Source organism: Schwartzia sp. (in: firmicutes) (assembly GCF_978017985.1).
In genome coordinates, this window is record NZ_CDXDFU010000123.1 from 1 (window position 1) to 7,118 (window position 7,118).

A 7,118-nucleotide genomic window follows, 5' to 3' on the forward strand; every position below is an offset into this window, starting at 1 on the left:
CTGTGCCCTTACAAACACGGCAGCCCTGACCATGGCACATTACGCAGGAAATATCGACCTCAGCACTTGGTTCCGTGAACGGGAAAAAGCTCGGACGGAAACGTACTCCGATATTTTCATTGAAAATCTTATGCAGGAACAACTCCAGCGTTCCCTTCAAATCAGAGAAGCAGATGCCCTCGTCAATAACAAGGCCCTCTACCTGTGTAAACATAGGCGAGTGAGTTGCATCATAATCATCTCTTCTATATACGCGGCCCGGGGCAATCATACGAATCGGACTGTTGGGCTCATGAGCCTCCATGGTACGTGCCTGTACCGGGGAAGTCTGCGTACGCATCAAAATATCTTCCGTGATGTAGAAGGAATCCTGCATATCGCGTGCCGGATGGTCTTTAGGAAGATTCAATGCTTCAAAATCGTAATAATCAGTCTCGATTTCAGGACCTTCTTCAACAGAAAATCCCATATCCATAAAAATGCTCTTGATTCTGTTCAAAGTGAGCGTCAACGGATGGAGATGACCTGCCCACGCTTTTCTGCCCGGCAGAGTAATATCAATCTTCTCGTTATCCAGCTTCTGCTGCAGCTCTGCAGCCTTCAACTGTGCATTCTTTTCCTCAATCAAAGCCTCCAGCTGAGCACGGGCCTCGTTTACAATCTGTCCGATACGCGGACGGTCCTCCTTGCTTAGCTGTCCCAATCCTCTGAGAAGGCTGGTGATTTCACCTTTTTTTCCAAGATACTGAACTCTGATATCATTCAACTGCGATAAGCTATCAACATGTTTTCTTATTACCTCAGCCGCTTCCTGTTTTAAGCGGGCAATTTTCTCTTCCATACACAACCTCCTGATTTAATCACAAAAATAAAAACAGCCTCCGCCCCCTGCAAGGGGCGAAAGCTTTATTCCGCGGTACCACCCTAATTGATACTCAAACGCGTTAACGCCGCCAACGTGACAACTACTGCTGCTTCACTGCCAAGCTCCAAAGTGAACTTCAATCCGCTTCAACGGCCCGGTTCACAGCATCCCGGACTCTCTGAACGCCTCAACGAATCTACTCTCTTCTTCATTGCTGTTTTCACTATATTGTAAGATTATAATATAGATTACCCGAAAAAGCAATTAATCATAGCTCAAATGTTAATCGGGTCAATATCAATTAAAACATTTGTATCTTCGTGCAGGTTATTGTCTCTCATGAACTGAAGCGTATCCAGATATCTGCCTGCCTTAATCACAAGATTGAAGCGATACCGTCCCCGAAAGACAGGTATCGTATCAGGCGCGGGCCCGATTATCTGCTGCTCGGCTCTGCCTGAGAAATACGATACGAATTTATTTTTGAGCATCTCGGCTCTTTTCCTTGTTTCATCCTCGGCATCGCCCACAAAGGTCAGCTTAATCAGGCGGCAGAATGGCGGATAATACAACGCCTTGCGTATCTCTATTTCATGCTCATAAAAAGCATGATAATCCTGCCTGCAGGCACATTGGACAGCATAGTGCTCAGGATTGTAGCACTGCACCAGAACCTTGCCCGGGATTTCTCCTCTGCCTGAACGTCCCGCAGTCTGCGCTATAAGCATAAAGCACCTTTCCGCAGCACGGAAATCAGGAAGATTCAGCGCCGCGTCAGCACTTAAAATTCCCGATGCCGTTACATTCGGTACATCATGTCCCTTTGCCACCATCTGCGTTCCCAGCAGTATATCGTATTTCCCTTCACTGAATGCAGTGAGTATTTCCGTCTGGGAAAACTTCCTCTGCGTTGTATCCCTGTCCAGTCTTACGACTCTGGCTTCAGGTACAAGCTCCTTTAATTCACTCTCCAGCTTTTCCGTTCCTGAACCAAAATATCTTATATAGGTACTTCCGCATTGCGGACAGATTGTTGGCGGATGCATGTGTGTATCACAATGATGACACATGAGCGTATTAGCCTTATGGTATACCATAGGCAGTCCGCAGTCAGGACATTTTATAACATGACCGCATTCCCTGCACATGATAAAGGTTGAAAAACCCCTGCGGTTCAGCATCAGAATCATCTGCTGACCCTGCTGAATAGTTTCCCTTATAAGCCTCATCATGTCATTGGAAAGTATCTTTCTGTTGCCCCTTTTGAGCTCCATGCGCATATCAACGGGATAAACCACAGGCATTGGCCTGTTCCCAACACGCTCGGGCATTTCAAAACGCTCAATTTTTCCAAGCTGTGTTTGATAATACGATTCAAGAGAAGGCGTCGCGCTTCCCAGAATCAAAGTACAGTTATATGCTTTAGCCAGCATTTCCGCCACAACACGGGCGTGATACCTCGGTGCTTCATCCTGCTTATATGAGGGGTCCTGCTCCTCATCAATGATAATAAGCCCGAGATTTTCAGGTGTCAGAAAAAGCGCCGACCTGGCACCTATTGCGATATTTGCCTGCCCGTGACGAAACCTGTAAAAAGAATCGTTCCTCTCCGACACGGAAAGCTGACTGTGGATTACTACTATATCCTCGGAAAAGTTTTGCTTAAAAACCTTCACGATCTGCCCTGTCAGAGCTATCTCAGGAACAAGAACAATTACCTGCCGTCCCTGTTTACGTGCCAGCTTCGTCAACTCAACATACACCTGTGTCTTGCCGCTTCCCGTAACACCATGAATCAAAGCCATAAAATACTGCTTCGAATCAATATGCGGCCTGACATTGTCAATAATATTTCCCTGAGCAGGCGTAAGCTCTATTTCTTTTGCATTTTGGGCGAAAGAAAAGTCCTGATAGCTGTCCCGCAGTACTCTTTTCTCTACGTACTTTATGCAGTTCATTTCAGCCAATGCCTTCAACGGCACTGTTGAAATTCCCTGTTCTTTTACGTATTTCAAAGGAACAGAATCACAGCCCTTGAGTAGTCGCAGTATTTTTTGCTGTGCAGGCTTTCCCTTGAATTTTTCCTGAATCAGCGTATCTGTGATTTCTATCTGCGGACAGATAAATTTCTCAAAACGTTCCTTTGATTTTTTCGTGACGTTATATACACGTTTTATTTCATCGCGCTTGCACATTTTCTCAAGCATAGACTCGACAGACTCATCAGAAAGCAGCTTTATCAGCCTGTTTTTTGAAGCATTGCCCTGCTCTTTGAGAAAATCCAGTATTTTTTTCTCGGCGTCTTCATCAGAATAGCTGCATGAGCTTATATCTTCATTCACTTCATATACACAGCTTATTTTTGCTCCGCTTTTACCCGGCATAAAAAGGCGCATAATCTCAGCCAGCGAGCATAAATAAAACGTCGCAAGCTTTGAGGCGGCCTGTATTATTTCAGCAGGAAACCAAGCCTCGTCGTCCAGCACATCGGTGATTTTTTTCAACGGTCTTTCCGTGCTTTCAACCTCATACTTATTAAGTATAAAGCCCTCCGTTGCACGGCCGTGGAAAGGAACAACAACGCGCCATCCTACATCGAGGAAAAGCTTGTCTTCGGGTATGATATACGAATAAGCCCGGGCTATGCTTTTTACAGGTAAGTTCACATAAACATCTGCTATATACAAATCAGATTTCCTCCAAAAGATTTGTGAAGAAAAGGCTTTTAACACAGGAATCATGTGTTAAAAGCCTATATGCCTAAGTATTATTCACCATATTCAATGATGTAAATTTCAAGCTCCTGTCTTCCGAACATCAACGCTTCTTCATGTGAATCAAAAGCGATATCTATAATGTTTCCCTTGATTCCCCAGCCGATATCCTCCGCCACAGCTTCGCCGTAGCCGGGAATATATACCTTGGAACCCAAAGGAATAAAGGACGGGTCTACTGCAATAACACCATGTCTTACAGGAGTGCCGCTTGCTGTGTTCGGCCCGTTTCCGGGGTCATACGCGCTGTACGCCGTAGCCTCCACATACACCGCTTCACCCTTATGAGGATGATGCTGCTCCGGGACTGCCTTCGGATCATGATGCGGTGCTTTCTTCAAAGCCTCAAAAGTTTCAGGGCCGCAAATACCGTCCACCTCTAAATGATTTTCCTGCTGAAAGACCTTTATGGCTTCGACGGTCATTTTTCCACAAATGCCGTCTGCCTTTCCTGTCAAAAAGCCTTTCTCAATCAAAAGCTCCTGCACCTGCTTAACAGCTTCACCACGGGAACCCTGCTTCACAAGCATTTTCCCGGCGGCGTAAGTGCTGGAAGACACCACCAATAATACAACAGTCAGTATCGAAAAAAACAACGCAATCTTTTTTCTCACTTCTAACACCCCGCCGTAATTGTTATTCTAAATCACACATGTTAATTATAGCGGGATTATTCAAAACAGTCAAAAAACTTCATGACCGAAGAGCAGTTAATCCTGTTGTTTCAAGGATTCCAGGAACTTTTTCTCTTCATCGTCAAGGGTGTAATTTTCAAGCAGGTCAGGACGATTCTTTATGGTCTCCAACAAAGCCTGTTGTTTTCTCCATGCAGCAATCTTGGCATGGTCTCCCGAAAACAGCACCTCAGGAACATCCATCCCCATATATGAACGCGGACGGGTGTACTGCGGAAACTCCAGAATCGAATCATAAAAAGAATCAGTAACCGCCGATTCCGCAGAGCCAAGGACTCCCGGAAGCATTCTTGCGATAGTATCAACCATAACCATTGCCGGCAGCTCTCCGCCTGTCAGCACATAGTCACCAATCGAAACAGCCTCATCAGCCAGATTATGTTCTATACGTGCGTCAAACCCCTCATAATGACCGCAGATTAAAATCAGCTGCTCATATTCCGCAAGCTCCTTCGCCTTATTCTGCGTAAAAGTAACTCCGTTGGGACTCAACAAAACAACACGCTTCTTTTGTGCCGCAGACTGTGCTTTAACATGCTGAACAGCACGAAAAAGCGGTTCTGGTTTCAAAACCATACCGCTTCCGCCTCCAAAAGGAGAATCATCTACCTGTCTGTGCTTGTCGTACGCAAAATTTCTGAAGTTAGTTAAATGAATATCAAGTATTCCCTGCTCGATTGACCGTTTAAGTATGCTTTCGGTAAACGGCCCCTCAAACATTGCCGGGAATAACGTCAGAATATCAATACGCATTATTCCAACACTTCCTGTAGCTTAACAATCATTTTCCCGTCTGCTATAGATATTTTTTTAACTACCGACTTCAGCGCAGGAATCAAAATCGGTTCAACACTGTCCGGTGACTCTACCACATACACATCATTGCTTCCGGGCTGCAGAACGTCAACAACACGTCCGAGAGCTTTTCCGTCCTCTGTCTCTACATTAAGTCCGAGAATATCAAAGGTGTAGTATTCATCCTCTTCCAGAGGAACTGCTTCCGTTCTCTCCACGGAAAGCATACGCCCCGTAAGTGTTGCAGCCTTTTCGCGTGAATCATAGCCGCTGAACATCATCAAAATACGGTCATTCTGATATCTGACGGATTTAATATCCATCGACTCATCATCGACAAACACCTTTTTCATGCCCTTAAAACGCCCAGGGTAATCCGTGATAGGAACAACCTTCAGCTCCCCATGAACACCATGAGGAGCCCCAATTTTGCCAATGACAATATTATTTTTAGCTGCGGATTGCGACGATAATGTCATCTTCTACCAAAACCTCAACATTCATCAATTCGCGCATATTGCTGCCGACCTTCAACTCAACCAAGTGCTCGAGAGTTCCCTGAATGATCTCGGCGCCAATAGCAAGCTTCTTTGTATCTTCCAGCTTGTGCTCAGCCTCAGCCTTGAACTCCTCGCGTTTCTGGCGCTCAATGCCGAAATGCTGGCGGATTGCCTGCAGATTCTGGAGATTATTCTGAGCCTGCTCATTGATTACACGTTTTTCCTCTATATCAATCTGCTGCAGTTCCAGGTTTACCTGTTCAATATTCTTTGTCAAATCGTCAATAATTCTTTTCTTTAACTTCTCTGTCAGCTTTGCCTTGATAGTAACAGGCATTTTAACTTTAATACTATCCATAACGTTTCCTCTTTTCATATTTGAATAGAAAAACAGCGGCCTTGCTCCCAAATAGGAAACACAGCCGCGTCTTTCAACAAATTTCCACAGTTACCTTTTTGTTCTGACGGGTAGCAGCAGCCTTAACGACCGTGCGCATCGCCTTAGCAATCTTTCCCTGCTTACCGATGACCTTACCCATATCATCAGGGGCAACATGTAATTCAAAGACCGTCATGTGTCCACCATCTTTTTCGTCAATTACGACTTGATCAGGATGGTCAACTAACGATTTGGCTATAATCTCGACAATCTCTTTCATGTGGATATCCTCTTTCTTATTTCTTCGCATGCTTCAAAGCATCGAATTTAGCCATAATACCCTGTTTCTTCAGCAAGGAACGAACCGTATCTGTCGGCTGAGCACCTTTCTGCATCCACTCGAGTGCCTTTGCTTCATCAACATTGACAACTGCAGGATCCTTCGTGGAATCATAGTTTCCAAGAATCTCAATGAAACGGCCGTCACGCGGAGCGCGGGAATCAGCAACAACAATGCGATAGAACGGATGTTTTTTAGCACCCATGCGATTCAAACGAATTTTAACTGCCATTATAAATTCACCTCCTTAAGGTAGTGTAAATATTCAATGCATAAACGGAAGCTTGAATCTTCCTAAGCCCATAGGACTCTTTTGCATTTTTTTCATTTTCTTCATCATTTTTTTCATTTCAGCAAACTGCTTAATGACTTTATTGACATCCTGCACACGTGTACCGCTGCCGAGAGCAATACGCTTGCGGCGGCTTCCGTTAATGACGGATATATCCGCGCGTTCCTTCGGCGTCATGGAACGGATAATTGCTTCGACATGCTTTATTTCCTTGCCGTTGAAGTCAACATCCACACCTTCGAGCTGTTTCTTGATATTTCCCATACCCGGAAGCATACCGAGGATCTGCTCAAATGAACCCATCTTTCTGACCTGCTGAAGCTGGTCAAGGAAATCATCCAGAGTGAACTCGTCCTTGCGGAACTTTTTCTCCATCTTCTGAGCTGTTTCGATGTCATAGACATCCTGCGCTTTCTCAATCAGGGAAAGCACATCACCCATACCGAGGATTCTGGAAGCCATACGGTCAGGATAGAAC

Annotated in this window: 8 protein-coding genes, 1 pseudogene and 1 other annotated feature; all 9 genes and pseudogenes read right to left on the bottom strand. The window is 45.1% G+C overall.

Annotated features, from left to right (window positions below; genetic code table 11):
* Window positions 1–841 (bottom strand): phenylalanine--tRNA ligase subunit alpha (gene pheS, locus ACY69O_RS05610; protein WP_462332483.1); only part of this gene is annotated, 841 nt, incomplete at its 3' end.
* A gap of 49 nt (window positions 842–890) precedes the next feature.
* Window positions 891–1,086, bottom strand: a binding site (T-box leader).
* 54 nt (window positions 1,087–1,140) lie between these two features.
* The gene (priA, locus tag ACY69O_RS05615) at window positions 1,141–3,531 is read right to left on the bottom strand and encodes a replication restart helicase PriA (RefSeq protein WP_462332484.1); all 2,391 of its coding nucleotides are present in this window, start codon (window positions 3,529–3,531) and stop codon (window positions 1,141–1,143) included.
* A gap of 101 nt (window positions 3,532–3,632) precedes the next feature.
* Complete coding sequence (locus tag ACY69O_RS05620) at window positions 3,633–4,253, bottom strand: peptidoglycan-binding protein (RefSeq protein WP_462332485.1); 621 nt, start codon at window positions 4,251–4,253, stop codon at window positions 3,633–3,635.
* Between the two features lie 96 nt (window positions 4,254–4,349).
* Window positions 4,350–5,087, bottom strand: a complete 738-nt coding sequence (gene trmD / locus ACY69O_RS05625) for a tRNA (guanosine(37)-N1)-methyltransferase TrmD (protein WP_462332486.1) — start codon at window positions 5,085–5,087, stop codon at window positions 4,350–4,352.
* Window positions 5,087–5,608, bottom strand: a complete 522-nt coding sequence (gene rimM / locus ACY69O_RS05630; RefSeq protein ID WP_462332487.1) for a ribosome maturation factor RimM — start codon at window positions 5,606–5,608, stop codon at window positions 5,087–5,089. Before rimM ends, trmD begins: the two co-directional genes overlap by 1 nt.
* Window positions 5,580–5,987: a YlqD family protein gene (locus ACY69O_RS05635; RefSeq protein WP_462332488.1), complete on the bottom strand. Its 408-nt coding sequence runs from the start codon at window positions 5,985–5,987 to the stop codon at window positions 5,580–5,582. Before ACY69O_RS05635 ends, rimM begins: the two co-directional genes overlap by 29 nt.
* Window positions 5,988–6,060: 73 nt before the next feature.
* A complete protein-coding gene (locus ACY69O_RS05640; protein WP_462332489.1) occupies window positions 6,061–6,288 on the bottom strand; it encodes a KH domain-containing protein in 228 nt (75 codons plus the stop codon).
* Window positions 6,289–6,304: 16 nt separating this feature from the next.
* Window positions 6,305–6,580, bottom strand: a complete 276-nt coding sequence (gene rpsP / locus ACY69O_RS05645; protein WP_462332490.1) for a 30S ribosomal protein S16 — start codon at window positions 6,578–6,580, stop codon at window positions 6,305–6,307.
* A gap of 33 nt (window positions 6,581–6,613) precedes the next feature.
* Window positions 6,614–7,118 (bottom strand): annotated as a pseudogene (locus ACY69O_RS05650) (signal recognition particle protein); the annotation flags it as partial.